This is a genomic window from Microbacterium binotii, assembly GCF_021398715.1.
In the GTDB taxonomy this organism is placed as follows: Bacteria; Actinomycetota; Actinomycetes; order Actinomycetales; family Microbacteriaceae; genus Microbacterium; species Microbacterium binotii_A.
On record NZ_CP090347.1, the window covers coordinates 2,423,872 to 2,449,426 of the forward strand.

Annotated in this window: 22 protein-coding genes; 7 read left to right on the plus strand and 15 right to left on the minus strand. The window is 67.1% G+C overall.

Annotation, left to right across the window (positions count from 1 at the left end; genetic code table 11):
- Positions 1–68 precede the first annotated feature (68 nt).
- From LXM64_RS12025 to LXM64_RS12040, 4 genes are all read left to right on the plus strand, one after another.
- Complete coding sequence (locus LXM64_RS12025) at positions 69–1,268, plus strand: nucleotide sugar dehydrogenase (protein WP_234073398.1); 1,200 nt, start codon at positions 69–71, stop codon at positions 1,266–1,268.
- Entirely contained in the window at positions 1,265–2,023 is a 759-nt protein-coding gene (locus LXM64_RS12030) for a glycosyltransferase family 2 protein (RefSeq protein WP_234073399.1), read from the plus strand. Before LXM64_RS12025 ends, LXM64_RS12030 begins: the two co-directional genes overlap by 4 nt.
- Positions 2,020–3,051: an NAD-dependent epimerase/dehydratase family protein gene (locus tag LXM64_RS12035; RefSeq protein ID WP_234073400.1), complete on the plus strand. Its 1,032-nt coding sequence runs from the start codon at positions 2,020–2,022 to the stop codon at positions 3,049–3,051. Before LXM64_RS12030 ends, LXM64_RS12035 begins: the two co-directional genes overlap by 4 nt.
- Before the next feature lie 72 nt (positions 3,052–3,123).
- Positions 3,124–3,636, plus strand: coding sequence for a GtrA family protein (locus LXM64_RS12040; RefSeq protein ID WP_234073401.1), 513 nt, complete (start codon positions 3,124–3,126; stop codon positions 3,634–3,636).
- 9 nt (positions 3,637–3,645) lie between these two features.
- Here the strand turns inward: LXM64_RS12040 and LXM64_RS12045 are convergent, their stop codons facing one another.
- The 4 genes from LXM64_RS12045 to LXM64_RS12060 all read right to left on the minus strand — a co-directional run bounded on the left by LXM64_RS12045 (position 3,646) and on the right by LXM64_RS12060 (position 7,471).
- Positions 3,646–5,019 carry a hypothetical protein gene (locus tag LXM64_RS12045; protein ID WP_234073402.1) on the minus strand — a complete coding sequence of 458 codons (1,374 nt, stop codon included), beginning with the start codon at positions 5,017–5,019 and terminating at the stop codon, positions 3,646–3,648.
- Positions 5,020–5,128: 109 nt separating this feature from the next.
- Positions 5,129–6,364 carry a hypothetical protein gene (locus LXM64_RS12050; RefSeq protein WP_234073403.1) on the minus strand — a complete coding sequence of 412 codons (1,236 nt, stop codon included), beginning with the start codon at positions 6,362–6,364 and terminating at the stop codon, positions 5,129–5,131.
- Complete coding sequence (locus tag LXM64_RS12055) at positions 6,351–6,743, minus strand: DUF2304 domain-containing protein (RefSeq protein WP_234073404.1); 393 nt, start codon at positions 6,741–6,743, stop codon at positions 6,351–6,353. Before LXM64_RS12055 ends, LXM64_RS12050 begins: the two co-directional genes overlap by 14 nt.
- Positions 6,740–7,471 carry a glycosyltransferase family 2 protein gene (locus tag LXM64_RS12060; protein ID WP_234073405.1) on the minus strand — a complete coding sequence of 244 codons (732 nt, stop codon included), beginning with the start codon at positions 7,469–7,471 and terminating at the stop codon, positions 6,740–6,742. Before LXM64_RS12060 ends, LXM64_RS12055 begins: the two co-directional genes overlap by 4 nt.
- A gap of 75 nt (positions 7,472–7,546) precedes the next feature.
- On the opposite strand from LXM64_RS12060, the gene LXM64_RS12065 reads away from it, so the two are divergent.
- Positions 7,547–9,043 (plus strand): DUF2142 domain-containing protein, encoded by a 1,497-nt coding sequence (locus LXM64_RS12065; protein WP_234073406.1) that lies wholly within the window; start codon positions 7,547–7,549, stop codon positions 9,041–9,043.
- A 16-nt stretch (positions 9,044–9,059) separates the two neighbouring features.
- Here the strand turns inward: LXM64_RS12065 and LXM64_RS12070 are convergent, their stop codons facing one another.
- The 4 genes from LXM64_RS12070 to rfbA form a co-directional block, all read right to left on the minus strand.
- The gene (locus LXM64_RS12070; protein ID WP_234073407.1) at positions 9,060–10,064 is read right to left on the minus strand and encodes a glycosyltransferase family 2 protein; all 1,005 of its coding nucleotides are present in this window, start codon (positions 10,062–10,064) and stop codon (positions 9,060–9,062) included.
- A gap of 5 nt (positions 10,065–10,069) precedes the next feature.
- Positions 10,070–11,980, minus strand: a complete 1,911-nt coding sequence (locus LXM64_RS12075) for a rhamnan synthesis F family protein (protein ID WP_234073408.1) — start codon at positions 11,978–11,980, stop codon at positions 10,070–10,072.
- Position 11,981: 1 nt separating this feature from the next.
- Positions 11,982–13,853 (minus strand): rhamnan synthesis F family protein, encoded by a 1,872-nt coding sequence (locus tag LXM64_RS12080; protein ID WP_234073409.1) that lies wholly within the window; start codon positions 13,851–13,853, stop codon positions 11,982–11,984.
- A 120-nt stretch (positions 13,854–13,973) separates the two neighbouring features.
- Positions 13,974–14,846, minus strand: coding sequence for a glucose-1-phosphate thymidylyltransferase RfbA (rfbA, locus tag LXM64_RS12085; RefSeq protein WP_234073410.1), 873 nt, complete (start codon positions 14,844–14,846; stop codon positions 13,974–13,976).
- 67 nt (positions 14,847–14,913) lie between these two features.
- On the opposite strand from rfbA, the gene rfbB reads away from it, so the two are divergent.
- A complete protein-coding gene (rfbB, locus tag LXM64_RS12090) occupies positions 14,914–15,912 on the plus strand; it encodes a dTDP-glucose 4,6-dehydratase (RefSeq protein ID WP_234073411.1) in 999 nt (332 codons plus the stop codon).
- A gap of 2 nt (positions 15,913–15,914) precedes the next feature.
- Positions 15,915–17,324, plus strand: a complete 1,410-nt coding sequence (locus LXM64_RS12095; RefSeq protein ID WP_234073412.1) for a sugar nucleotide-binding protein — start codon at positions 15,915–15,917, stop codon at positions 17,322–17,324.
- A gap of 69 nt (positions 17,325–17,393) precedes the next feature.
- On the opposite strand, the gene LXM64_RS12100 is transcribed toward LXM64_RS12095, so the two are convergent.
- The 7 genes from LXM64_RS12100 to LXM64_RS12130 all read right to left on the minus strand — a co-directional run bounded on the left by LXM64_RS12100 (position 17,394) and on the right by LXM64_RS12130 (position 25,540).
- Positions 17,394–19,568 carry a hypothetical protein gene (locus tag LXM64_RS12100; protein WP_234073413.1) on the minus strand — a complete coding sequence of 725 codons (2,175 nt, stop codon included), beginning with the start codon at positions 19,566–19,568 and terminating at the stop codon, positions 17,394–17,396.
- A 123-nt stretch (positions 19,569–19,691) separates the two neighbouring features.
- Positions 19,692–20,798: a glycosyltransferase gene (locus LXM64_RS12105; protein WP_137416350.1), complete on the minus strand. Its 1,107-nt coding sequence runs from the start codon at positions 20,796–20,798 to the stop codon at positions 19,692–19,694.
- Positions 20,799–20,858: 60 nt separating this feature from the next.
- Positions 20,859–22,334 carry an LCP family protein gene (locus LXM64_RS12110; protein WP_234073414.1) on the minus strand — a complete coding sequence of 492 codons (1,476 nt, stop codon included), beginning with the start codon at positions 22,332–22,334 and terminating at the stop codon, positions 20,859–20,861.
- The gene (gene purE, locus LXM64_RS12115) at positions 22,331–22,798 is read right to left on the minus strand and encodes a 5-(carboxyamino)imidazole ribonucleotide mutase (protein ID WP_137419060.1); all 468 of its coding nucleotides are present in this window, start codon (positions 22,796–22,798) and stop codon (positions 22,331–22,333) included. Before purE ends, LXM64_RS12110 begins: the two co-directional genes overlap by 4 nt.
- 108 nt (positions 22,799–22,906) lie before the next feature.
- Positions 22,907–24,043 (minus strand): 5-(carboxyamino)imidazole ribonucleotide synthase, encoded by a 1,137-nt coding sequence (locus tag LXM64_RS12120; RefSeq protein ID WP_234073415.1) that lies wholly within the window; start codon positions 24,041–24,043, stop codon positions 22,907–22,909.
- 74 nt (positions 24,044–24,117) lie between these two features.
- On the minus strand, positions 24,118–24,675 hold the full coding sequence (locus tag LXM64_RS12125) for a PH domain-containing protein (protein WP_234073416.1): 558 nt from the start codon (positions 24,673–24,675) through the stop codon (positions 24,118–24,120).
- Positions 24,676–24,745: 70 nt separating this feature from the next.
- Positions 24,746–25,540 carry a biotin--[acetyl-CoA-carboxylase] ligase gene (locus LXM64_RS12130; RefSeq protein WP_234073417.1) on the minus strand — a complete coding sequence of 265 codons (795 nt, stop codon included), beginning with the start codon at positions 25,538–25,540 and terminating at the stop codon, positions 24,746–24,748.
- Positions 25,541–25,555 lie beyond the last annotated feature (15 nt).

Sequence of the window (25,555 nt, forward strand, 5' to 3'; positions counted from 1 at the left end):
CGCACGGCCATATCGTTCGAATACTCGTTACGCTGGTCAGCGTTGTCCGGGACAGGAAGAGCGCGCATATGGGTTTCGAGAATGATGTCGTCGTCGTCGGAGGTGGCGGACACGTCGGGCTTCCGCTGGCGATCGCCTTCGCGAGTCGGGGCAAGCGCACCGTCGTCTACGACCTCTCTCCGTCGGCCGTCGCCGCGATCCGAGAAGCCCGGATGCCGTTCCTGGAGCCGGGCGCGGACGAGGTCCTCGCGCAGGTCGTGTCGAGTGGACTGCTGACCGCCTCGACGGATCCCGCGGTCGTCTCCACCGCCGAGAACGTCGTCGTCGTCATCGGCACACCGGTGGACGAACACCTCAACCCCGACCCGAATGCGATCGGGAAGGCTCTCGCCGTCTGCGAGCCGCACTTCCGAGACGGCCAGTTGATGGTGTTGCGCAGCACGATCTATCCCGGCGTCACCGCGCTGACGCGTCAGACCCTCGACCGGATGGGCCTGGCCATCGAACTCGCCTTCTGTCCGGAACGCATTGCCGAGCATCGTGCGATGACGGAGCTCTTCGAGCTCCCGCAGATCGTCTCCGGGTACACCCCCGAATCGGTCGCGCGCGCCTCGGCGCTCTTTCGTACGCTGACGAACACGATCGTGGAACTGACCCCGGAGGAAGCAGAGCTGGCGAAGCTCTTCACGAACACCTGGCGCTACATCAAGTTCGCCGCGGTGAACCAGTTCTACATGATGGCCAATGCGAAGGGCATCGATTTCGAGCGGGTGCGCGCAGGCCTCACCATGGACTACCCGCGAGCGCAGGACATGCCCGGCGCCGGATTCGCCGCCGGCCCCTGCTTGTTCAAGGACACGATGCAGTTGGCAGCGTTCAGCGACAACACCTTCCAGCTCGGCCACGCCGCCATGCTCGTCAACGAGGGTCTTCCCCTTCACCTGGCGAGCCAGCTCGAGATGAAGCATGACCTGAGCTCGCTCACCGTCGGCATTCTGGGCATGGCGTTCAAGGCGGGATCGGATGACATCCGCTCGAGCCTGTCGTACAAGCTCAAGCGCGTCCTCACCTTCAAAGCGCGCGAGGTGCTGACGACCGATCCTTACGTCTCCGCCGAAACGGACGACACGCTTCTGCCGCTGGATGAGGTGCTCGAGCGCAGCGACATCCTCATCATCGCCACACCGCATCCCGAGTATCGTGAACTCGTGACGGACAAGCCGGTGGCGGATGTCTGGAACCTTCTCGGAAACGGGGTGCTGGTGTGACCTCGGTCGCGCCCCGCGTTTCCATCGTCGTTCCGGCGTACAACGAGGGAGACGAGATAACCGCCTTCCTGCAGCGCGTCTCGGCCACCGTGACCCTCCCGTTCGAGCTCCTGGTCGTCGTCGATTCGGACGACGACACCACGATTCCCGCTGTCGACCGCTTCCATGCGGAGGATGATCGGGTCAGGGCCGTGGTCAACACGTTCGGACGCGGTCCGGCGCAGGCCATCCGATACGGATTCGAGGTCGCCGCGGCGCCCATCGTCGTCGTGACGATGGCGGACGGCAGCGACGACCCCCGGCAGATCGACTCGTTGACGGAGCTGGTCGAGCGCGGCGTCGTCGTCGCGGCCGGAAGCAGGTACATGGCCGGCGGCCAGCAGATCGGCGGGCCCCGTTTCAAACGCCTCCTCTCGCGCCTGGCGGGGCAATCGCTCCATCTCTTCGCCAACATCGGCACCCGCGACGCCACGAATTCCTTCAAGGCCTACGACGCCGACTTCGTCCGTCAGGTGACCATCCAGTCTCGGGACGGGTTCGAGATCGGTTTGGAGCTGACCGCCAAGGCGCGACGCGCGCGGCGCGCGGTGGCGGAGCTGCCGACCATCTGGTTGGACCGCACGACGGGCGTCTCGAACTTCCAGCTCCGCAAGTGGATACCCAAGTACCTTCGCTGGTACCGCTTCGCCTTCGGACCAGCCCTGCCTCTCGACCACATCGCACCGGCCGCGGCCGGAAGGAAAGGAAGTTCATGAGCGAGAAAGTTCTCGTCACCGGCTCTGCCGGTTTCATCGGCGGATACGTCGTCGAAGAGTTGCTCCGCCAGGGCTACGAAGTCGTGGGAGTGGACAACTACTCCAAGTACGGCCCCGTCAAGAAGTCATATGACGACGACCCCAACTACTCGCTCGTGGTGGCCGACGTGCTCGACACGGACCGCATGACCGAGCTGCTGTCCGACTGCGACCACTTCATCGCAGGCGCCGCGCTCATCGGCGGGATCTCCTACTTCCACACCTACCAGTACGACCTGCTGGCCACGAACGAGCGCATCATCGCCTCGTCCTGCGATGCGGCGATCCGCGTGAAGAAGGCCGGCGGCCGACTCAAGAAGGTCACGTACATGTCGTCTTCGATGGTGTTCGAGTCCACAGACCGCTGGCCGTCGAAGGAGGGAGACGAGCGCGAGGTCCCGCCGCCCCTCTCGTCCTATGGTTTCCAGAAGCTCGCCGTCGAGTACTTCGCCCGGGCAGCGAAGGGACAGTACGACGTCGACTTCACGATTCTCCGACCGTTCAACTGCGTCGGCATCGGGGAATCCCGCGCACTGGGTGACGTCGAGATCAACTCCGGCAACGTGCAGCTCGCCATGAGCCACGTCGTCCCGGACCTCGTTCAGAAGGTGCTCAAGGGTCAGGATCCCCTTCACATCCTCGGCGAAGGCAACCAGGTGCGGCACTACACCTATGGCGGCGATCTGGCCCGCGGCATCGTTGCGAGCCTCAACCACCCTGATGCGCTCAACAACGACTTCAACATCTCGACCGCGGTCGGCCACACCGTCACCGAGCTGGCGGAGGTGATCTGGCGCAAGATCAAGGGCCCCGACGTGCCCCTCCGTCTCGTGAACGACCCGGCCTTCGAGTACGACGTCCAGAAGCGCGTGCCCGACGTCACCAAGGCGAAGGAAGTGCTGGGATTCGAGGCCACGACCACCCTCGACGAGATGCTCGATGAGGTCATCCCGTGGATCGAGAACGCGGTCGCTGAAGGCACCATCTAACTCCACGGTGAAGGTGGGGAAGCCGACGTGGGTCGACTTCCCCACCGACTCATGGGAGACGGGAGAGCACCGATGCATGTCGAACGATCTCGGGTTCGCGACTTCGTCATCCGCAACCTGCGGCGTGGAGGGATCTTCCTCGCCATCGGCGGACTCGGTTTCGTCGTCGACGCCGTCGTCTACAACCTGTTGGTGTTCGCCGGCGGTCAAGGGCCCCTGCACTCCGTGCCCCTGGTCGCGAAGACCATCGCGGTACTCGCGGGCCTCGTCGTCACCTACCTCGGGAACAGGTTCCTCACCTACCGGGACCGGAAGACACCGACGACGTGGTCCCAGATCTTCCGCTATGCGTCCGTCAACGTCTTGGCCATCGCGCTGCAGCTCGCGTGCCTGGGGTTCTCGCGCTACGTGCTCGGACTGGACAGCGCCCTTGCCGACAATGTCTCCGGCACCCTGATCGGTCAGGCCGCGGCAACAGCGTTTCGCTACATCGTCTACACGAAGTGGGTCTTCCCCCACGCCCCGGGCAACGATCCTGTCAGCTACGTCGAGCACCACCAGGAGCGGACCGCCCCGCCCGCGTGACGTCGGTGGTCAGCGTTCGACCAGCGCGCAGTCGAGGCTCAATCCGCCGAACCAGGCCGGTGAGATGTTCATGGTGACCTCGGTGCCGGCGGGTGATGCCGCGCACAGAGCCCGGGCGTCGGACACCTGCTGCGTCCACGACGCGCCGTCCGAGCGGATGTTCATCGGTCGGAAGTCGATCGCAACCGGCACCAGCACCGCGATCAGCGCCAGACCCGCCACCGCACCGCGCACCGCGCGACGATGCAGCCGCGCCACTCCTGCATCGACCGCGAAGATCAGCGCCAGGAGCAGCAGCGCCGTGGGGACGGTGACGTAGCGGCCCCCCGTGAAGTAGTCGAGAAGCGTCGTCCGGGTGAAGCCGTCCCACTGGAGACTGAACACCACGGCCGAGAACCCCAAGGACCCGAGGGCGAGTGCGAGCACGGCGACCCGCCGATCTCTGTCGGCACGGACGCTCACGACGATCACCGCGATGACCGCGCCGAGAGCCAGTCCCGGCAGGGTGATCCCGACGATCTCGAGAAGTCGTGCGGGCGAAGAGGTGCCGAAGAGGCCTCCCATCACGACGCGGTACGCGTACAGGTCACCGAACTCGGACAGCGTCGGGCGCACAGTGCCGATCTTGCGCGGTGCACCACCCAGCATCTGGGCGATCACGACGCCGAGCTGCAGCACCGCTCCCAGCAGATATGTCAGGTCCGGGATCCGTTCACGCCAATTGGTCAGCACGAGCAGACGCACCACGATCAGCGGAAGCAGCATGAGCCCGAGGGCGTCGCTGGTCACGGTGACGAAGAGCACGATCCCCTGGAGCACGATCAGTGACAGGCGCTGCGGTCTGACGATCACGGCCACGAATCCCGCGATCAGCAGATACCAATGCAGGTTGGCGAGGTTGTTCACGACCTCGCCGCCCATGATCGGCAACGCGAAGCACACGACCCAGGCCGCGAAACGCAGCGGGACGGACGCGATGCGGCTCTCCAGCAGGAGGAAGCATGCGCACGCGATCAGGGAGGTGAACAGCGCCGCGATGATCGTCACCGCGGTCGGCACCACCTCGAGAGGGAAGAGGACTGCGATCCCCGCACCGGCACGTGCGACGAGGTGCATGTACCCGGCGTATCCCTCGAAGACCGAAGCGGCGCCATGCGAAAGCGCTCCGCCGACGAAGACGGGCCCGTCCTCCGCCCACAGCACGTTCCAGACGTGCATGGGGGTTCGCGCGAGCGAGATGAGGGTTCCCGCCACGATCAACCCGACGATGAGAACGGCCCGCCACGGACCGCGAAGTGTCCGTTCGTGCACCGAGCCGAAGATCACCGAACGCGCTCGATCACGCCACGTCGAACGCGCCGCCGCATCGGTCGTGTTGGTCACCCTGGCCACCTCACTCCGCACGTTGCCGCACCACGGATAGGTCCCCGGCATCCCACCAAGAACCTACACGCTGACGAGTGGCGAGAGCGCGCAACGCACGTGCGGCATCTCACGCCGCAGGATTCCGCCGCGCGGGAGCAGTCAAGAGAGCGAAGAGGTGGCACACCAGGCCCCCGACGGCCGGAAGCAGGAGCGCCGAAGCGATGCTCGCCTCGCCGACATCCAGTGCGAGCAGCAGAACGGTCGAGGACGCGGCGACGACCCAGCCGACTGCGTTGGCGAGATGGCGACGCGCCGAGATGAGGGCCGGCCCCGTGAGCGAGAGCAGCGCGACCAACCCGGCGCTGGCAACGATCACGGCTGCCATGGCGTTCGAGATCGTGTACTTGCCGAGTGACACCAGGTCGATGATCCCGGGGCCGACCAGCCATCCCACGCCGCTGAGCACACCGATCGCCAGCAGAGCCACGCCGACCATCGCGAGCAGACGCGAGCGGGCGATGTGCTCGCGATCGCGTAGCACGGTCGAGATCAGGAAGCTCTGGAGCGCGATGATGGGAACGACGATCGGGGCGCGGGTGACGGTGATCGCAAGGATGAGCGCCGCGGTTGCCGCCGTCGACATCCCGGGAGCGAGTGCACCGATGAGCATCGGCATGCCGCTGATCAGCAAACCGGACGAGGCCGCCGCGACCACGGTCCCCCCGGTGTGCGCCAGGAGCCGAGGAAGCCGGACGTCGAGTGCGAAACGCCCCACGATGTGCGTCCGGAACACGATCAGCGTCGTTGCGAACGCAACGACGAAGGGTGCCGCGATGAACACCGCGAGGGTCGGCAGTGTCGCGCCGAACAGGAGTCCCGCCACCACGAGCACCGCGCGCAGCACCGCGTCGAGGATCACGATGAACGCCACGGCCTTCCAGAGCCTGATGCCGTACAGCAGACCGGTGAGAACGGCGGTCAGCAGATAGCCGACCAGGCCCAGCCCGAGCATGGTCCCGAGTTCTCCGGACTCCGTCCCGAACAGCGCACCGCCGAACGCCCACACGAGCGCCACGACGATGAGCACCACCACGCCCGCCAGGATCGAGGTGTACGAGGCCAGCGTGGACCCCGCGCGGGCCTCGCCGCCGCCGCGTGCGGCGCGGGAGATCTCCTGTTGGACCCCCGCCATGGCCGAGCCGCCCAGGTAGAGCGCTGACCAGAAGACGGAGAATGTGACGTACGTCACGTCATCGGTCAGCGCCGGGACCGAGAGCTGGATGACGTATCCGAGGACTCCTGCGACGCCGATCGACAGCAGGACGGCGCGCAGTCCGCCCGAAACCGACTCAGTCCGCTGCACGCCGGCTCTCATCGGCATCGCCCCGCGGGTCGTCGGTCACCGCGGCGCGCAACTCCTCGAGGTCTGTGCGAAGGATCGCCACTTCTTCCGCGACCCGCCGGACCTCGTCTTCTGCGAGGGACAGCTCCCACGACAGGTGGAGAGTCACCCCCACGAGCAGCACGATCGCCAGCGCGAAGATCAGATTGGAGGGGACGGCGACACCCAAGAGCGACGCGAGACCGAAAAGCAGTCCGGGAAAGACCGCGAGCACCAGGATGGCCACGCCGATGATCAGCCACAGGATCGCGTACTTCTCGCGGAGACGCCGCCGGAGCAGCAGACTGATGATGAGGACGAGAACGGCGAGCGAGAAGACGATTGCGGCGAGAACGATCACGCGCTCACCTCACCGACGCGGCGGCGACCTCTCATCAGCGCGAGTCCGAGCGCGAACGTGCTGCGAAAGAGGTAGATCGTTGCTCCGATCGGGTTCTGGCTGGGCGTCCCGTGCACTCTCGGGCGCATCGAGACCGGGACCTGCGTGACCGTCAGTCCCGCGTGCACCGCGCTCACGAGCGAATCGACCGTGTCGCCGAGGTACTCCGCGGGGTAATAGCGCACGTACTGCTCGATGGCACGCTCGTTGGCGGCCCGGAACCCGCTCGTGACATCCGTGAGACGAGTACCCGAGACGCGGGAGAGGACACCCGCGAGGAACTTCATCGCCCACTTCCTGGGCCCGCGGACCTCGTAGTCCCCCGTGTCGGCGAACCGCGCCCCGATCGAGATGTCCGCTTCCCGCAACCCGTCCAGCACCTTCGAGATGTCTCGCGGGTCGTGCTGCCCGTCCGCATCCACCTGGATGGCGTGGGTGTAGCCGTGCCGCTGAGCGTAGGTGAACCCGGTTCGCATGGCACCGCCGACGCCCATATTGAAGGGGAGGCTGATCACGCGCGCGCCGGCATCTGCGGCAACCCGCGCCGTGTCGTCGGTGGAGCCGTCGTCGACGACGACGACGTCAGCGCCTGCGACAGTGGCCGCAATCTCGCGCACGGTGTTTCCGACGTTTCGGGCTTCGTTCCAGGCGGGCACGATGATGAGCGTCCGCTCACTCAGTGAATCCATTGTGCCCGAATCCTACCAAGGCAGGTTGGACCGGCCGAATGCGGTCGGTGAGAGCGCCCAGGCTAGGATGCCTGAGTGCGCCGCCCCCGCAAGACCCCGCTCCAGTTGACGTTCATGATCCTGGTTCCGGTACTGGCGTTCCTCACGCTCGGCGCGTGGTCGTTCGCCTCGCCGGTTGCGGCCAGCCCGGACGAAGACTTCCATATGGCGTCCATCTGGTGCGGGCTCGGTGACCGGGAAGGCCTCTGCGAAGACCCGGGCGACCCGGTGGAACGGCTCATCCCGACCGCCGTGACGACGGCCACCTGCTACGCATTCCACGCCGATCGGAGCGCCGGGTGCTGGGATCCGGCAGAGCCGGGCATGACCCTCGTTCAGCGCGCGAACGTGGACGGTCTGTACCCGCGGGTCTTCTACGCCGCCATGTCCGTCTTCGCATCGCCGGACATCCAGCTGTCCGTCGCGACGATGCGACTCGTGAACTCCGCGTTCGCCGTGGCGCTGCTGACCGTCGTCTTCTGGGCGCTTCCTCGAGGCCTCAGGACTCCGCTGGTCGTCTCGGTCACGGCCACCAGTGTGCCGCTGGGTCTGTTCGTCTTCGGGTCGACGAATCCCTCGTCCTGGGCGCTGCTCTCCGCGGCTACCGTCTGGATCACCCTGTACGCGTCGACACGCACGGCCGGTCGTCGACGACTCGTGCTGCTGGGCCTGGCCCTGTTCGGAGCGATCATCGGAGGTGGGGCCCGAGCGGATTCGGCCGCCTACACGGTGTTCGCTGTGGTCCTGGCACTCTTCCTCGGCGTCCGCTCCGTCCGGCAGCAGATCGTTCCCCTGACTGTAGGTGCCGTGATGATCGTCGTGAGCGCGGCCTTCTATCTCGGTGCGGCCCAGGGCTCTGCCGTCGTGAGCGGTCTGGACAACGACAAGGGGCCGTTGTCCGGATTCCAGATCATCATGAATGCGCTCAACGTCCCCACTCTCTGGACCGGCGCGCTCGGTGGGTGGGGGCTGGGCTGGATCGATACCTCCATGCCGGGCATCGTCACCGTGATGTCCACGTTCGTCTTCGCCGGCGCGTTCTTCATCGGCGTGCATCGGGCGACTCCGCGACGCCTGGTGGCGGTGGGCCTGACGGTCCTGGCGATGTGGGCCGTCCCCTTCCTCCTCCTCTACCAGTCGCGCGCGACGGTCGGGGAGCTCGTCCAGCCGCGGTACATCCTGCCGCTGATGATCATCGCGGTCGGTGTCGCCTCGATGCGGGTGTCCGCGGCTCGCGCCTGGGCCGGCCCACGAGCCATCACCGCCGCCGTCGCGCTGGTGATCGGTGCCGCCATCGCTCTGCACACGAACATCCGCCGCTACACCACCGGCGTCGACACGCAGGCGCTCGATCCCGGCGCCAACGCGCAGTGGTGGTGGCCTGGAGCACCATCTCCGCTGGTGACCTGGATCGTCGGTTCCCTCGCGTTCGCCGGGGTGCTCGCCGCGATGGCATTCCTGGCGGCACGCTCAGAGGTCGTCCGCCCGCAGGCCGAAGCGGCCGCAGCCGGGGACGAGGCGAACCGCGCCTAGGACTTTCGCACCCGACTCAGCGTCTGCGGTGGATGGTGCGACGGTAGACCTGCACCTCGAGTCGGCGAACGGCGTGCAGCACACGGCAGCGTAGACGCTGAGTCCACGACAACCGCGAGATCCGCTCGCGTACGTATGCGGCATCCTCGCGGTACATGCGCAGGTCGGCGGCGGAGGAGACCGAACGGCGTTCCAGGTCGAGCGTCATCATGCCGCCGTAGGCACGGACGGGCACGATGCCCGCACCCCACGCGAGGTCGAACGCATGACCGTGGGCGCGCACGATGTCATGGAAGTAGCTCGTTCTTCTCGCGCTGTGCGAAACGCTGCTCGGATGCTGGAGCCAGAGATAGAGCACATCGGAGCAGGACGCGACCCGCGACATGCGCAGGTACAGGTCCATGGACACGGCCACATCCTGCGCGTATCGCCCCTCCGGGAAGCGCACGCCGTCCCAGAGCTCTGCACGGTAGAGCTTCCCCCAGTTCGCCTCGCTGAAGTACTGCAGCTCGCGCCGCCGCAGACGTCGGTGCGCGAGGCTGAAGACCTCCTGGTACTTGCGGCCCGGCTCACCGAAGATCTCAACGCGTCCCGGCGGATCCATCCGACGCGCGTCCAACTCGCTCTGCGCGGCGCTGGCGCCCACATTTGACCATCGGCAGCAACTCATGTCCGCGTCGGCATCCTCGAGGATGTCGACGAGACGTCCGATCGCTTGCGGCAGCATGAGATCGTCGTTGTCGCAGAACGTGATGAGCGCGCCGGTCGCCGCATCCAGGCCGCTGTTCTGGGCTGCGGCGATGCCGCCGTTCGCGCGATGGATCACGCGGACGCGCGAATCCTCCCGCGCCCATCTGTCGCAGATCCCGGCCGAGCCATCGGTCGAACCGTCGTCGACGAGAATCACCTCGAGCTCCGTATACTCCTGGGCGAGGATGGACTGCACGGTCGCATCGAGGTAGGACTGCGCGTTGAAGACCGGGACGACGACCGTGACGAGGGCGCGCTCTCGTGCTGTCACGAGCCCTACCCTCGCCGGCGCAACCGATGACGCAACGTCCGCGCCCGTCCGAACAGTCGTTGAAGTCGCGGTTCCCACTCGGGCTTGCGCAGGCGGGCGAGGATGTAGGAGAAGTCCTCGATCGTCCCTCTGCCCAGCGGTCCCAGCCGACGCAGGAACTGGATCTGGTGCATCGTCGAGTCAGGCAGGGTGCTCGACATCTGGTCGAGATGGTAATCGAGCGTCGTGTAGCTGACCGCGGCATAGTCTGCCGTGGCGATGGTGCGGGTCACGAAACCCGCCTCGCCGGCAGCGTAGGACGGAACGCGCTCCAGAACGTGAGCCAATCCCCCATCACGGTACGCGCTCGCGTCTCCGAAGTCGTCGTACGTCCACTCCGGAGCCACGAGATGTGCGAGCGCCTCCGGTCGGGCGATGTACATCGAGCCGAACGGCGCAAGCGGTGACGTCTCGTCGATGGGGACCCGGATGCCCAGTTGCGCAGCGATCTGGATGAAGGCGGGGCGGTTGTCCCACCACGCGTGTCCGAGCGTTCCGTAGCCGATGTGCACCATGGGCGGATAGACCAACCCCAACTCGGGCTGACGCTGGAACATCGACAACACGTTCGACGCGTATCCGGGAGAGCTGAGCAGATTCTCGAACTGGTGGCGCTGGAAGTGCATCCCCGCGTTGTAAGCATCCTGTACGGTGCGCTTCGAATGCAGCTTGACCACGACGTCGTACTCGCCGCCGACCAGGACATCGCGGCAGGCGATGAGGAAGGCGCTCTGATCACGGCCGTTGTTGGAGTCGACCACCCGTACCTCCGAGGCGCCCCGCGCATGCCGTTCAGCGATGACGCGACGGATGCGCTCGGCTTTCTGCTCGTCGGTCGTCGTGACGACGAGATCGAACGCTCCCGGAAGATAGTCGATCCTCTCGAGCATCTCCGACGCCATCTCTTCGTAGAAGATGTGCGCGATGACGACGGTGCGCAAGGGGTGCGCCTCGTCATAGGCGCCGCCCTCGTCTGCGACGACATCGAGCAACGCCGCGTCCGCGTTGAGCGTGTGGGGTTCCACGTTGCGAGCAAGGTCGGTATAGATCAACCTCATCGGGTACCCGTATCGCGCGACGCAGTCCAGCGTCCAGCGTCCGATGACGGCGAGATGGTCGAGGTACGGCGGCCATTGGAAGAACGGCCGCCGCTTCAGCGTGGGACACCCCTGCTCGATGAGCTGCTCGGCGTACAGCACCGCGTGGTTCTCGATGCGATCGGTGATGGTCGGAAACGCCACTTCACCCACGAATCCGTGCCCGGTCAGGAATTCGGTGAACGTCGCCTCGTGCTTGACCACGGCGTCGCTGTAACTGTCCATGGGCGGAAGGTCGCGCCAGTACGACGTCCACTCCTCGGAAGCGACGAGGTCGCGCCGTACCGCGAGCCAGTACGACTGGATGTGGTACGCGAGGTAGCCCGTACCGGTGAACGGGTTCGGGTCGACACGGACGTGGTCCGTCATCCCCCAGAAGTGCAACTTCTGAGCGTCCATACGCTCGAACACCGGCTCGAACGGCCGCACCGGCCCGAACCAGGTGTCGTTGGCGAGAACGACTTCGTCGTACTCCTCGATCCCGGCGCCCACCGCATCCAGGCCGTCCTTGTAGCCCCAGATGTCGAACCCGCGGTTCGGGCGGACAAGAATGTCGTCCGCGACAGGCTCGAGCACCGCTCGCCCCTGGTCGGTGAGTGCGCCGTTGACGACCACGAAGATGCGATCGCAGTGTGCGCGCAGCTTGCTCAACGCGTACGGGATGTAGTCCTCGACGTCGCCGCGCCGGTCGTAGACGACATAGATCAGCAGCCGCTTGCCCGATGCGGGAAAAGCGTCCGCGGGGCGAGGAACGGCCGGAATCAGCTCAGCGGTCTTCATCTCAGCGGTCCTTTCTCGGGCGCCGTCGACGAATCGCAGCGAGTGCGGGAACCGCCCTGCCGTATACGCGCTCGGCCAAGGCGGCCACCGGAAGCACGGCTCGCGCGACGCGAGGGTGGTTGAGCCGGAGATACATCCGGGTCAGACCCACTATTCCGCCATGGCCCGCCGGGCCCGCACGCTGGATCAAGCCGATCTGATCCACGGGATAGCCCGTCGTCGTGGAGAAGAGCTGGTCCGCTTTGAATTCGAGCGCCGTGTGGCTGATGGCCGCGTGCTCCGGGGTGAGTACGGTGCGCACGTGATAACCCGCCTCAGCTGCGACCGAGACCACCACGCGCTCCTGAACACGGGCGAGATCGACGTAGCGCCGACGCGTGTAGTCCTGATAGGTCCAGCGCCGCGAGAGCATGGCACGCAAGGCTCGGGGCCGCGCGATCCACATGGCTCCGTACGGCGCGAGCGGGCTGACCTCGTCACGGGGGACGTCGACGCCCATCTCGCCGAGCAGCTCTTCCGCAGGTGCGCGATACGAAGCCCACCCCTTGCCCATGGTCGAGTAGCCGATGTGGATCATCGGCGGAAAGACCATACCCAGCCCGGGCTCGTCGTCGAAGAGAGCGAGGATCCGACGCACATGATCGCGGGTCGCGAGCAGATTGTCCCACTGGTATCGACGGAAGTACCGCCGCACGTTCGCCGTCTTGTGGCGGTTCTTCCTGCCGTGGATCTTGACCACGAGATCGAACTCGTCGGAAGCGATGACATCGCGGCACGCGACGAAGAAGTCGCTCATGTCGCGCCCACGACTCGCGGGGGTGACCCGGACCTCGAAGCTCCCGTAGCCCGCATCGGCACGTTCGGCGAGCGCCCGACGGATCGTCGCCGCCTTCGTGCCATCCGAGGTCGTCGCGTAGAGCGCGTACCCGGCCGGCAGATGAGCGAGCCGGAGAAGGATGTCGTCCATCTGACGAAGATCCGTGAGGTGCAGCACGACGGCGATCCGACGGCTCGGCACCTCCGCGCGTGGAGTCGCGGGGACGATCTCGAGCATTCCCGCGATGGTGTTGAGGGCCTTCGGGGCAACCGTTCGGGCGAGGTTCTGCCACAGCGCGTCGAGCGGATAGCCGTGGGCGGCCGCAGCGCGAACCACGTCGCGCCCGATGATCGCGTGCTGATGCAAAAAGGGCGGGTACAGCGTGAAGAGTTCGCGCCCGAGGACCGGGCACCCGGAATCGAGGAGGAGTCCGGGCGAGAAGAGCATTGGGTTCTCGTTCGGGAAGTCCGAGGCCGGGAACGCGAACGCGTTGGCGAAGTGCAGAGCGGTGAAGGACTCCGAGAACGAGCGCTCGCTGTCCTCCGCAGCGAGCTTGCTCGGCGGCTGCGACCAGTAGTCCGCCCATTCCTTACCGGTGAACATCGCCTTGCGCACCAGTGTCCAGATCCATGCCGCGGGGCGGTGCGGGAAACCCTGCGTCTCGAACGACTGCGGCGCACCGTGCCTGTTCTCGACCAGCTGCCAGAAGTCTGCATGGCCGTGAGACATCCGATCGAAGATCGGGGCGAACTCGCCTACCGGCCCGAACCACGAGTCACCCGTGAAGAGGATCTCCTCGGTGTCGCCCGTCGGCGCAGCGACTCCGTGCAGGGCCGTCGCGTACATCTGCGGATGGAACGACGCACCGGCGTAGTCGACGACCTCATCGACCATCGTCCGCAGCTCGACGCGTGCGCTCTCCGGCACCTTCGCGGTCACGATGACCACGAGCTTCGCAGCGTGCGGACGGAGTCCGTCCAGTGCGATCCGCACGTACTCGTCGATCTCAGCGCGAGCATTCGTCAGCGCGTAGAGAACGGTGCGGCGCGGGGTCACTCCTTCGTCATCGGTTGTCCGTGCTGAAAGCTGCCGCTCGGCCTGCATCTGTTCCCGTGCTCCTTGGGTGGTGTGCCTCATACCCCGCAGCGGAGATGGCGCGCCCGATTCTACGAGACCTCAGTTGTGGCCTTGCTGAAGAGCCTTGAGCAGGTAGAGTCCGTAGCCGCTCTTCACGAGCGGTTCGGCACGGCTGCGCAACTCGTCGTCGGTGAGGAAGCCCATGCGCCACGCGACCTCCTCGGGGCAGCCGATCGACAGTCCCTGACGCTTCTCGACGGTGCGGATGAAGTCCGTCGCCTCGCTCAACGAGTCGAACGTGCCGGTGTCCAGCCATGCGGTTCCGCGCGGCAGGAGTTCGACTTTGAGCTGCCCGCGCGAGAGGTACTCGCGGTTCACATCCGTGATCTCCAGTTCACCGCGAGGCGAGGGCTTGAGCGCCTTGGCGATGTCGACGACGTCGTTGTCATAGAAGTAGAGCCCCGGAACCGCGTAGTTGCTCTTCGGGACGGCCGGCTTCTCCTCCAGCGAGACGACCTTGCCGTGATCGTCGAACTCCACGACACCGTAGGCCGTCGCGTCGTCGACCCAGTAACCGAACACGACGCCGCCCGTGAGGCTGTTGTACTGACGCAGGCGTGTCCCCATGCCCTGCCCGTAGAAGATGTTGTCGCCGAGCACGAGCGCGACCGAGTCGTCGCCGATGTGCTCCTCGCCCAGGATGAACGCCTGCGCCAGCCCGTCCGGGGACGGCTGCGTCTTGTAGGTGATCGAAACGCCGAACCGCGTCCCATCGCCGAGCAGGCGCTGGAACTGCTCGGAGTCCTGAGGCGTCGTGATGATCAGGATGTCGCGGATGCCGGCGAGGATCAGCGTCGACAGCGGGTAGTAGATCATCGGCTTGTCGTAGACCGGCACGAGCTGCTTCGAGACGCCCAGAGTGATCGGATGAAGCCGCGAGCCGGTTCCCCCGGCAAGGATGATTCCGCGCATGCGAACATCCTCCCATCACGCAGGGCCCTGACAAACTCGCGCCACCCCCACCCGTTACTCTGGACGGGTGTCCAGACTTCTCGTGACCGGCGGGGCCGGGTTCATTGGTTCGAATTTCGTGCACCACGTCGTGGGGAACACCGATCACGAGGTGATCGTGCTCGACAAGATGACGTACGCGGGCAACCGGGCGTCGTTGGCGGGTCTTGACGAGGACCGGGTGCGGCTGGTCGTGGGCGATATCGCCGACGCGGCGCTGGTGGACGAGTTGTTCGCTCAGGTCGACGCGGTCGTGCATTACGCGGCCGAGTCCCACAACGACAACAGCCTGCACGATCCGCGTCCGTTCCTGGACACGAACATCATCGGCACGTACACGCTGCTCGAAGCCGCCCGTAAGCACGACAAGCGCTTGCACCACATCTCCACCGACGAGGTCTACGGCGATCTCGAACTCGACGACCCGGCACGCTTCACCGAGAACACCCCCTACAACCCGTCGTCCCCGTACTCGTCCACCAAAGCCGGCTCCGACCTGCTGGTGCGCGCGTGGGTGCGCTCGTTCGGGGTCCGCGCCACGATCAGCAACTGCTCCAACAACTACGGCCCCTACCAGCACGTCGAGAAGTTCATCCCCCGACAGATCACCAACGTGATCCGCGGTATCCGCCCCAAGCTGTACGGCGCCGGCGAGAACGTGCGCGACTGGATCCACGCCGACGACCACTCCTCCGCCGTGCTCACCATCTTGGACAAGGGCGTGATCGGTGAGACCTACCTCATCGGCGCCGACGGCGAGAAGAACAACAAAGACGTCGTCGAACTCATCCTCGAGACGATGGGCCAGCCCCGCGACGCCTACGACCACGTCACCGACCGCGCCGGCCACGACCTGCGCTACGCGATCGACTCCACCAAGCTCCGCACCGAACTCGGCTGGATGCCCGCCTACAGCGACTTCGAAACCGGACTCGCCAACACCATCGACTGGTACCGCGCCAACGAAGCATGGTGGGCACCCACCAAAGACGGCGTCGAAGCCTTCTACGCCAGCAAAGGACAGTGACGATGACGGAGTTCGGCAAGCAACTCACCGTCACCGAGACCACCATCCCCGGCCTCGTCGTCTTCGACCTGCCGGTGCACGGCGACTCCCGCGGCTGGTTCAAAGAGAACTGGCAGCGCGAGAAGATGGTCGCGGCGGGACTTGCCGACTTCGGTCCCGTGCAGAACAACATCTCCTTCAACGATGCCGTCGGCACCACGCGCGGCATCCACGCGGAGCCATGGGACAAGTTCGTCTCCGTCGCCACCGGCCGGATCTTCGGCGCGTGGGTGGATCTACGCGAAGGCCCCACCTTCGGCGCCGTCTACACGACCGAGCTCGACCCCTCGAAGGCGATCTTCGTGCCGCGAGGCGTGGGCAACTCGTATCAGACCCTCGAAGCGGACACGGCGTACACCTACCTCGTCAACGACCACTGGTCCCCCACCGCCGCGTACTCGTTCCTGAACCTCGCGGACGCGACCGCCGCGATCGAGTGGCCCATCCCGCTCGATGAGGTGGAGATCAGCGAGAAAGACAAGAACCACCCCCGCCTCGCAGACGTCACGCCCATCCCACCGAAGAAGACACTCGTGCTCGGCGCGAACGGTCAACTCGGACGCGCACTGCGCGCCCGCCTCGGCGACGCCGCGCACCTCGAGTACGCCACCCGCACCGATCTCGACATCACCGCAGACGGCCTCGACACGGCCCGACGATGGCGCGACTACGACACGATCATCAACGCATCCGCCTACACCGCCGTCGACAAAGCCGAGACACCCGAAGGCCGCAAGGATGCGTGGTCGGCGAACGCGACCGCGGTGGCAGCCCTCGCCCGCATCGCCACGGCACACGGAATCACCCTCGTACACGTCTCCAGCGACTACGTCTTCGACGGCACGAAGCCCGGCGCATACACCGAGACAGATGCCCTCGCGCCCCTCGGCGTGTACGGCCAGACCAAAGCCGCCGGCGACATCGCCGCAGCCACAGCCCCCCGCCACTACATCATCCGCACCAGCTGGGTGATCGGAGACGGCAACAACTTCGTGCGCACAATGGCCAGCCTCGCCGAACGCGGTATCGACCCCAAAGTCGTCGACGACCAGACCGGACGCCTGACCTTCACCCCCGATATCGCGGCGGCCATCGCGCACCTGCTCGAGACCAGCGCACCCTACGGCGTCTACAACGTCACCGGCGCAGGCGAACCCACCACGTGGGCCGACATCGCCCGCAGCGTGTTCGAGCTCACCGGCCACGACCCTGCCCGGATCACCGGCGTCAGCACGCAGGAGTACTTCGCCAACGCCGCGGGCCCCATCTCCCCGCGGCCCACGAACAGCGTCCTCGACCTCGGCAAGATCCAGGCGACGGGATTCTCCCCTGCCACCTCAGCCGATCAGCTGTCGGCGTACGTGCGGAGCTGACGCGGTCGCGTCATAGCGGAAGGGCCTCGCGCATCTCTCGATGCACGAGGCCCTTCCGCTATGGGGGCATCATCCGCCGACGGTGACGTCTCGACAACCCAGATTGATGTTCACGCCGCCGTCGCTGTCCAAGGCCCAGATGCATACGCGGTGCTGCCCCGGCGTCATCTGCACAGTCTCGGAGAATCCGTGATCGGCGCCGTTGGCGGGGAAGGCACGTCCGACATCAGGCCGGGTCACTTTCGCCGTGTAGGTCGACTTGACCCCGTCCACGTAGACGTCGATCGAGATGGGTGCAGATGTGTCCGGGTCGAGAGCCCATCCTGCGAACCGCGCGCCACCCGGCGTCGCCGTGAGCTCTTCGAAGTTGCCGACCGGTGGACGGGGCGCCACGACGGTGACGGAGCGACACCCCAGCTGCAGATGCGCTCCCGACGCGTTGATGCCGTATGCGCAGACGTTGCTCTGACCCGGCGGCAGGGTGACCGTCGTGGAGAACCCGTGGTTGGCACCATAGCCCGGGAATGCCCGCGCGATGTCGTTTCGTGCCCCATCCGCGATGATCGCCTTGCCCGCGGCCCCGACGTAGACGTGGACCTGGATCGGGTTCACCGTGTCGGGATCGATGACCCATCCCGCCAGAGTCGCCGTGGATCCCGATACGGAGAACGTCTCGAGATTGCCGACCGGCACCCGTCCGACGTCGGGCGGCCCCGGAATCATGACCTGCCGACAATCGAGGGTCGTCGTGCTGCCCGCGCCGACGTTCACTGCGTACGCGCAGAGGTTGTAGGTGCCGGGCGTGACCGTCAGGGTTCCGCTGAACCCGTGGTTGATCCCATAAGCGGGATAGTGCGGGCCGAGGTCGGGACGCGGGTTCGACGCCTTCATCGGAAGTCCGTATCCGTCGAAGTAGAAGTGCACCTCGATCGATGAGGTCGTGTCGGGGTCGAGAGCCCACCCGGAGACCTGAACGCCACCAGGGACGATGGAGAACGAGTCGATCTGACCGACCGGCGATCCCGACATCGCATCGAGGGTGCGACATCCGAGCGTCGTATGGTCGCCGGCACCCACGTTGATCGCGTAGACGCACACCTGGACAGGGCTCGTACCTGTGGCGGGGATCCGCGCATCGAACCCGTGCGCCGCACCCGCGCCCGGGTACGCGGCCCCGACGTCGGGGCGGCTCTTGTCCGCCACGATCGGCGTGCCGACCGTGCCGACATAGACGTGGACTTGAAGGGAAGACGTGACGGCGTTCGGGTCGATGGCCCATCCCGCGACCCGGAAGTAACCGGGCTCCGCCGTCAGGATCTCGAGGTTCCCGATCGGATCGTCCTTGGTGTCACGCCCTTGCGTGGAGCCGAACCAGTCCGTGTAGTACTGGTAGAAGTTGCGGTTGCCGTAGCTCGAGCAGCCGTCCCCCAACCCGTAGCCCGCTCGCAGCGCCGCCGCGTTGGGCTGGTACGGCGTGTACGTGTACAGGGAAGCCGTGGCCCAGTTCTGGATGTTGATCGTCGTGCCGCCGCAGCCGGCGTTCGGATTGTACTGGATGTAATTGGACCCCGGCTGCTTGCCGAAGCGAGCGGCGGAGTAGGTCTTGAGCTGGGTGACGCCGCCGACGATCTGGGGCCCGAGTCCTTTGAACGCCGGGTCGCATGGCGCGGTGTCGGGACAGGCCTGTCCCATGGCCGCGTTGAGGTTCCAGTCACTCGGAGCGCGACTGGTGGTCAGTCCCTGCTCCTTCTGCAGAGTGACGAGGATGACCTTGGCGGAGATGCCGCACGCGACCTGCACGCGGTAGATCAGCTCCGATACCCGCATCGTGCCGCCCTGGATCGCGCTGCAGATGAGGTTCCCCGTGGACGAGGAGACCCGCGCGTCGCGTGAGGAGACGCTCGCGGTGGAGACGTTGAGACACTTGCCGTTGGAACAGGTGCCGATGCGCTGATCGAGGAACGACTGGATCTCGGCCGCCGTCATGGCGTTGCCGTCGAAGAAGAGCTTGTCGGAGATGATGTTCGACGGATCGAACTGACTGAGATCCGCAGCCTTCACGATGCTCGTCGGGATCGTCTCCTGTGCCACGCCCTGTGCCGCCGTCGCGACGGATGCGGCGGGCTCCGCCGCCACGGCGACCGTGGTCGCCGTCACCGGAAGGAGGAGCCCCAGAGCGAGCGCGATCAAGGCGGGGATCGCAACCCAGCGGCTGCGACCGGGCTCGAGGCCGAGGGGACGCATGTGACGAGTGTGACGCAAGTTACGCATGTTCACCAGAGTTGTGCGGGGGCGCGGAGCGCCGGGGCGCAGCACGCCCCGGATTACTCTCACACGCCCGCCGTCCTCTGCTGCCGCGCCGCGCCGCTACAGCTCCGAGTGCAGCGCCCAGACCCTTTCGGCGTGATCACGCCAGGAGAAGGCGCGGCCGCGGTCCGCCGCGCGGACCGCGTATCGTTTCCTGCTCTCCTCCGACGCCAGAACCTGCCCGAGCGCGTCTGAGAAGGACTCGACGGGGGCCGTGAGAGCGCCGTCGAGGAGCACCTCTTCGTGGACCGCGGAGGCCATCGCCACGATGGGCACCCCCAGTGTCAGCGCCTCCACCGCGCGCCACGGGAAGGCACTGAGTGCAGACGGCGAGACCAACGCGCTCGCGGCATCCAGCACGGCCGCCCGATCGGGCGCGCCCAGATGGGGCTGGACGCTGACCCGCTCGGGCGGAAGTCCCGCTGCCGAAGCGAGATCCCGGACGCGGTCCTTGTCCTCAGCCGCGGCGTCGATCACGACGACGCTGCGGTCGCATCCACGGGAACCGATCGCTGAGAAGGCCGCCGCGAAGGCGGCGTCGTCGCACCGGGAGCCCGCCACGACGATGACGTCCTCCATGACGCCGAGCTCGCGACGCCGGCCGACCGCATCCGAGGGAACCGCGAAGCCTTGCGGCGCGGCTCCCGGAATGACTCGGATACGCCCCGCCAGCCGCGGGGCGACCTCGACGAGCTTGGCTGCGAGCGCGTGTGTGGGAACGACGACGGCGTCGGCGAACTTCTCGGTTCGGCGCAGGAGAGCCCGCTGGGCGGCGACGGCGCCACGGGGAAGATCGCCCGGGACCTCCCACGCGCACAGCTCCCACAGCGTCACGACGGTCTGATCGTTGTCGTTGACGCGATCGTGACGGACCAGCGGCGCGAGCGGTCCCGGCGCATGGATGAGCCCTCCGCCGATGCCCGGCGCGATCCCGAGCTGCCATGACGCGGCCAAGGCGGGCCGCGCCAGAGGTGCGCGCCAGACATCCGCCAGGCCTGCGATCTCGGCCGCGGCGCCCTCCGCACCGGCCGGCACGATCGCGCCCACGGCGCACCCGCGCGGCGCGGTCTTCACGAGGGCTGCGGCGATCTCCCGCGCAGCTTCGGCGGCATCCGGATCGACCACATCGATCAGCTGATCGAGCACGAGGCGGAGCGTGACGGTCATCCTTCGAGACTACCCATCCGTTCGCGTCGGCTTCTGGGAGCTCACCGCACCGGTGCGCTCTCAGCCCTCCGGAGTCGGGGAGGGCGTCGGCGGATAGAGCGCCTGCTGCACGATCTGGTGCACCTTCTCGTAGTCCGGGTTGCGATCGTCGATCCCACCCTGGGGCGTCAGCTCGATCGAGGTAACGGGTTGTTCCTTCGCCTTGATGGCGAGTTCGACGAAGTACCCGAGCATGGTCTGCGGGATGTCCGTCTTGACGAGGTGCGTGCCCGCTGCGGCGACGTCCTGGAACCGGCTGAGGACGTTGCCCGGGGTGAACTGCGCGAGGATCGCCTCCTGCAGCTGACGTTGACGCAGCATGCGGTCCCAGTCGTTCGTCGTATAGCGCGAACGGGCGTACCACTGCGCGGTGTCGCCATCCATGTGCTGCTCGCCGGGCTCGATCCACCCGGTCGCCCACTCCTCGGCGCTCTGACCCTCGTAAGCGGGGCCGCCGCCCTTCGGCAGTCGCTCGGTGACAGTGATGTCGACCCCGCCCAGCGCATCGATCAGAGCTGCGAAACCATCCATATCGATGAACGCGTAGAAGGGGATCTGGATGCCGAGGATGCCCTCGGCGGCGTCCTTCGTCGCTTCGACTCCCGGCTCGGAGCCGTTGGCGACCGCATCCGGATAGATCGAGTTGCCGTCCTGGCAGACCTCGACCTCCGTACGCAGCTGGTTGATCCCGCTGCCCCACCCGCAGGTGGGGCTGGGGTGCGATTCGTGGCCGTTGGGGTACTTGTCCTGCATCGGCCCGGGAGCGAACGGGAAGTTCGGCATGTCGCGCGGGATTCCGAAGATCGTGGTGGCGCCGGTCTCCGCGTTGATCGAGACGACCGAGATGCTGTCGAAACGCATGGAGTCGCGGCCCTCGCCGCTGTCCGCGCCGAGCAGGAGGATGTTGTAGTAACCGTCGATCGGTTCCACCGCGGGTCCGGTCTGGGTGAAGACCGTACCGAGCGCGTCGCGTGCGGCGCCGACCGAGTTCGATGCCCAGACGGCGCCCGAGCTCGCGAGCACGAGGGCGCCGATGGCGAGGATCGACGTCGCCAGCCGAGCCCACGGCTGGATCTTCACGAGTCGGACCAGACGGAGTGTGTCGATCGTGAGGACGATCCACAGCCCGGCGTAGAGGAACAGGATCCCCTGCACGACGAGCATGGGCATCGGACGTAGCAGAGCGAGCCATCCCGGGACCCACGCACCCGTGGCGAGATCGACGAACGTACCGAGATCGATCAGCGCGATCACCGCGCAGATGAGCGCGAGTGCCCACAGCAGCAGCGTGGCACCGAGGCCGAGCCGTCCCAGCCGACGGTTGCCCGCCAGCGCCTGAGCGGAGCCCGGCACCAGGAGGTTCAGCACGACGAGCCACCATGCGCGTCGCGTCATCACGGTTCGTGACGAGCTGTCGGGATAGCGGAGCGGGTACGGGTTCACCACCGGCGCGGCCGCCTGACGCTGGCCGGGGCGCGGCGGACTCACGGCGCTCACAACGAGTCCTTCAGCCGCTGATTCTTCTGCTCGACGATCTGCTCGAGCTCGCGCGCGTACGACTCGAGCCGATCGGCGATACCGGGGTCCCCTGCGCCCAGGATCCGCGCTGCAAGGATTCCAGCGTTGCGCGCCCCGCCGATCGAGACGGTCGCGACCGGGATCCCGGCCGGCATCTGCACGATGCTCAGCAGCGAATCCAGCCCGTCCAGGGTCGCGAGCGGAACGGGGACTCCGATGACGGGAAGGGGCGTGACGGAAGCGAGCATTCCCGGCAGGTGCGCCGCACCGCCCGCACCGGCGATGATCACCCGCAGCCCGCGCGAGCGCGCATCGACGCCGTAGCGGTGCAGCTTCTCGGGAGTGCGGTGCGCCGAGACGACCTCTACCTCGTGCGGGATGCCGAACTCGGTGAGAGCGGCCGAGGCCTCGTTCATCACACGCCAGTCGGAATCGGAGCCCATGACGACGCCGACCAGGGGCGCCTCGGAGGAATGCAGCGGCCGGGTCACCCGACAAGGCTAGGCGGCATCACTGGAAGATCACCGCAACGGCGCGCGAGGTCGGACTCGTCAGTCCAGGAAGTGCGCGGCGGCGGCCCTCGCCTCGTAGACCACGTCGTCGAGGTCGTCGCCGGCGACGTTCACATGCCCGACCTTGCGGCCGGGGCGCGGAGCCTTGCCGTAGGTGTGCACCTTCGCCGCCGGATGCGCGGACATCGCCGCACCGAAGCGGTCCTCGAGGGTCCCCTCGGCGGGTCCGCCCAGGATGTTGATCATCACCGACCACGGTGCGCGCACGCCCGGGTCACCCAGCGGGAGGTCGAGCACGGCGCGCAGATGCTGCTCGAACTGGCTCGTGACCGCGCCGTCCTGGCTCCAGTGCCCGCTGTTGTGCGGACGCATGGCGAGCTCGTTGACGAGCAGTCGCTCATCGGTGGTCTCGAACAGCTCCACCGCCAGCATCCCGGTGACTCCGAGGCCGTCCGCGATCGCGACGCCGATGCGCTCGGCCTCCGCGGCCACTCGGCCCTGCGCGCCGGGCGCAGGGGCCACGACCTCCGCGCACACACCGTCGCGCTGGACCGTCTCGACCACCGGATACGCGACGATGTCGCCCGAGGGGCGCCGCGCGACCTGCTGCGCCAGCTCGCGGCGGAAGTCGACGAGCTCCTCGACCAAAAGAGCGCCGCCGCGGGCGTCCTCTGCGAGCGCCGTGAACCAGTCCTGCGCCTCGGTCGCCGCCGACACGACACGTACTCCCTTGCCGTCGTAGCCACCGCGCGGCGTCTTCACGACCGCGCGATGACCGTGGTCGTCGAGGAACTCCTGCAACTCGTCGACGTTCTCCACGCGCGCCCAGTCGGGCTGGGGCATGCCGAGCTCCGCCAGCCGCTCGCGCATCTCGAGCTTGTCCTGCGCGAACCGCAGCGCGTCGGGGCCGGGGTGCACGGGGACGCCGTCCGCGACCAGCGCGCGCAGCACATCCTGCGGCACGTGCTCGTGATCGAAGGTCAGCACGTCCACGTCGCCGGCGAACGCGCGCACCGTCTCGAGGTCGCGGTAGTCGCCCACCGCCGTCGCGGCGAGCGCCGCGCTCATCCCCTCGGACTCGGCCAGCACGCGGATCTCGAGTCCGAGTTCCGCCGCCGGAGCGATCATCATCCGGGCAAGCTGTCCGCCGCCCACGACTCCCACGCGCACCGCCATGATTCCCCTTCCGGACGCTGACCATTCTTCCTCACGCCGGCGCCCGCTACGGGCACCGTGGGGACGGCGGCGGATCAGGCGGGGGCGCTGGGCGAGGCGGGAAGCGGTTGCGCGTCGCGGTGGGCGAGGATCTGGTTGACCTCGACCTGGTCGACGAGCACCTCGTGCACCAACTGCACCTGCGGGATGCGGCGGATGACGAGCGGCTGCTCCACTCCGTCGTCGAGGATCAAGGTGCCGGTGCGCCAGAGCCGCTGCAGCGGACCTCTGCGCACCGTGATGCGATAGCCGCGGACATGGCTGAGCTCGCGGGAACGCCGCCCGAACGCGCCCGAACGTTCGATGACACGACGCGTCGTGACCGTATAGGTATGCGAGAGCCAGGCGAGAAAGGGGACGACCACGAGCACCAGGACGGCGAGTCCGGCGACCACCAACAGCATCCAGTCCTCGAACGGCGCCGGCAGATTCCCGAGGAAGTAACCCACGGCACCGGCGACGCCGATGAGCACAAGGGCGCACCAGAAGAGTCGCCGAGCGTGCTGGCGAGTGCGCACGATACGACGCTCCGGCGCCGCGACACCGGGTGCGGGTGTCGGCGGGCGGACCCCGAATCCGGTCGGCTGCGTCACCCTCCCATTGTGCCCTGCGGCGCCGCGCACACGTCGCTCACACGCCCGCCATCACGCGACGCGGCGGCACCTACCGGACGTGCGTGACGTCTCCCGCCGCGACGGGGACCTCCGCACCGCCGGTGGACACGACCAGTCGCCCCTCCGCATCGATGCGCTCGGCCCGACCTTCCAGCGACGTGCCGTCGGGCAGCGACACCGCCACGTCGCCACCCAGCGTCGTGCAAACGCTGTCGACGGCGGACTGGATGCCCGCAGCGACCGCGTCGCCGTCGGCGTCGATGAGAGCCATGAGCATGTCGTCGAGACCGCTCAGGTAGTCGGCGAGCAACCTGTCCTCATCGGCCTCCTGCCCGAGAGCGGCGAAGGAGACCGCCGTCGCCACGGGCAGATCGACCCGCGGCATCCGCGTGTTGACCCCTGCGCCGACCACGACGGCATCGAACTCGCCGGGTACGGCCTCCGCCAGGATGCCGCAGATCTTCTGCCCGTCCACGAGGACGTCGTTGGGCCACTTCAGCCCCACTGCCTGCGGGATGCCGCGCAGCTGCGCGGCGATCGCCCGCGTCATCGCGATGCCCGCGATCAGGGGGATCCACCCCCGCGCATGAACGGGCAGAGCGCCCACGCGCACCACCACGGAGACGGCGAGCGCCGTACCGGCCGGCGTGACCCAGGTACGGTCCAACCGGCCGCGGCCCCGACGCTGGTCGGTCGTCACCAGCACGGACAGATGCGGCCACCCGGCGTCGTCCGCCAGGACGGCGGCGACCACATCCGCGTTCGTCGAATCGGTCGTCTCGACGACCTGCACCCGGGGGCTGACAGCGGCGGCGAGAGGGTATCCATCGGCAGGGATCGGCATGGGCCACACCATACT

What these genes read in the sequence shown, in the direction of transcription:
- LXM64_RS12120 (WP_234073415.1), bottom strand. Translation starts at nt 24,043, where the DNA reads ATGGCGGTGCGCGTGGGAGTCGTGGGCGGCGGACAGCTTGCCCGGATG.
- LXM64_RS12025 (WP_234073398.1), top strand. Translation starts at nt 69, where the DNA reads ATGGGTTTCGAGAATGATGTCGTCGTCGTCGGAGGTGGCGGACACGTC.
- LXM64_RS12100 (WP_234073413.1), bottom strand. Translation starts at nt 19,568, where the DNA reads ATGCGTCCCCTCGGCCTCGAGCCCGGTCGCAGCCGCTGGGTTGCGATC.
- rfbA (WP_234073410.1), bottom strand. Translation starts at nt 14,846, where the DNA reads ATGCGCGGAATCATCCTTGCCGGGGGAACCGGCTCGCGGCTTCATCCG.
- LXM64_RS12060 (WP_234073405.1), bottom strand. Translation starts at nt 7,471, where the DNA reads ATGGATTCACTGAGTGAGCGGACGCTCATCATCGTGCCCGCCTGGAAC.
- LXM64_RS12130 (WP_234073417.1), bottom strand. Translation starts at nt 25,540, where the DNA reads ATGCCGATCCCTGCCGATGGATACCCTCTCGCCGCCGCTGTCAGCCCC.
- LXM64_RS12040 (WP_234073401.1), top strand. Translation starts at nt 3,124, where the DNA reads ATGCATGTCGAACGATCTCGGGTTCGCGACTTCGTCATCCGCAACCTG.
- LXM64_RS12105 (WP_137416350.1), bottom strand. Translation starts at nt 20,798, where the DNA reads ATGACCGTCACGCTCCGCCTCGTGCTCGATCAGCTGATCGATGTGGTC.
- LXM64_RS12075 (WP_234073408.1), bottom strand. Translation starts at nt 11,980, where the DNA reads ATGAAGACCGCTGAGCTGATTCCGGCCGTTCCTCGCCCCGCGGACGCT.
- LXM64_RS12035 (WP_234073400.1), top strand. Translation starts at nt 2,020, where the DNA reads ATGAGCGAGAAAGTTCTCGTCACCGGCTCTGCCGGTTTCATCGGCGGA.
- purE (WP_137419060.1), bottom strand. Translation starts at nt 22,798, where the DNA reads ATGGGCTCCGATTCCGACTGGCGTGTGATGAACGAGGCCTCGGCCGCT.
- LXM64_RS12095 (WP_234073412.1), top strand. Translation starts at nt 15,915, where the DNA reads ATGACGGAGTTCGGCAAGCAACTCACCGTCACCGAGACCACCATCCCC.